This window comes from Oleiphilus sp. HI0086 (assembly GCF_001635225.1).
This window is the reverse complement of the sequence record NZ_LWFZ01001075.1, coordinates 1-966: the sequence shown is the minus strand read 5'-3', so window position 1 is coordinate 966 and position 966 is coordinate 1. Positions and strand designations below refer to the sequence as shown.

Sequence of the window (966 nt, the reverse complement as noted above, 5' to 3'; positions counted from 1 at the left end):
TTAAATTGCTCACGCTTCATCAGCGAGTTACTGACTTCACGCGGGTTAGGGCTCAACAAGGTACCGTCTTCCGTTTCACCAAAGGCGGCTTGAAGCTCGACGTTTCGTCCAAAGCGCATATGGACAGAACCTTCTGACGGGTTCTCCAGAATATTACAGGTACCATCTTCTGTTCGAGCGGTGTGGCTTCGCTCATCACAGACAATACCTTCGTTTGCTAGTTCAAAGTCTTCTGTCGAGATCATATTGTTCTCGAGCAGCTCACCTCGTTCCAAGCCAATTATTAGTGCAGCGCCTGCTACACCGAGTGTGCCGTATTTGACCAGGGCCGGCCAGGTTACCCATACCGAGTTAATAATCATGTGTCGTCTCTCCGTCCATTATTTTTGTTTTCTTTGACAAAAAACCCTTTCCCTAAGCAGGTGCATATTGGGGGATACGCTCGACCCCTGCTTGAGGAAAAGAGGACAACTTTTGTCAAGTAACCGGCAGGGTAAGGATAGTGTTAAAACTTTAACACCCTCCTAAAGGATGGGGAGATACAAAAATCAAGGTACACTCGATCTCTTAAGCCTGTTTCAGCCTGAGTTCAAACGTTAATAGATAAATTACCGACAATTACAGCAAAAGTCATAAAACATGGCCTATTTCACACTTTGAATAGTGGTATTTCACAATNTTTAAAAGCGCTATTGAGATCGAAAAGGACATAATGCAGTCTTAATTAGTAGACGCATGTATGCCATATAGAGTCAGAACAATAACAAGGAATCAGGACGAGCGGTGGCACTATGAATACTCATATCAAGCGAGATGATCTAATAGCACTATTGGATAAGGGGCTAGGCTACCCTCTTGTTCTCATGGTGGCACCACCCGGTTCCGGAAAGAGTGTTTTGCTGGATCAATGGGTAACTCGGCAAAAATCCATTCATACTGAATGTCAGACCTTGCAATTCCAGACCT

1 protein-coding gene is annotated in these 966 nt (G+C 44.6%); it reads right to left on the bottom strand.

Annotated elements, in window-relative coordinates; all coding sequences use genetic code 11:
- A partial coding sequence (locus A3756_RS19100; RefSeq protein WP_304438907.1) for a peroxidase family protein occupies window positions 1-362 on the bottom strand: 362 nt, incomplete at its 3' end.
- Window positions 363-966 lie beyond the last annotated feature (604 nt).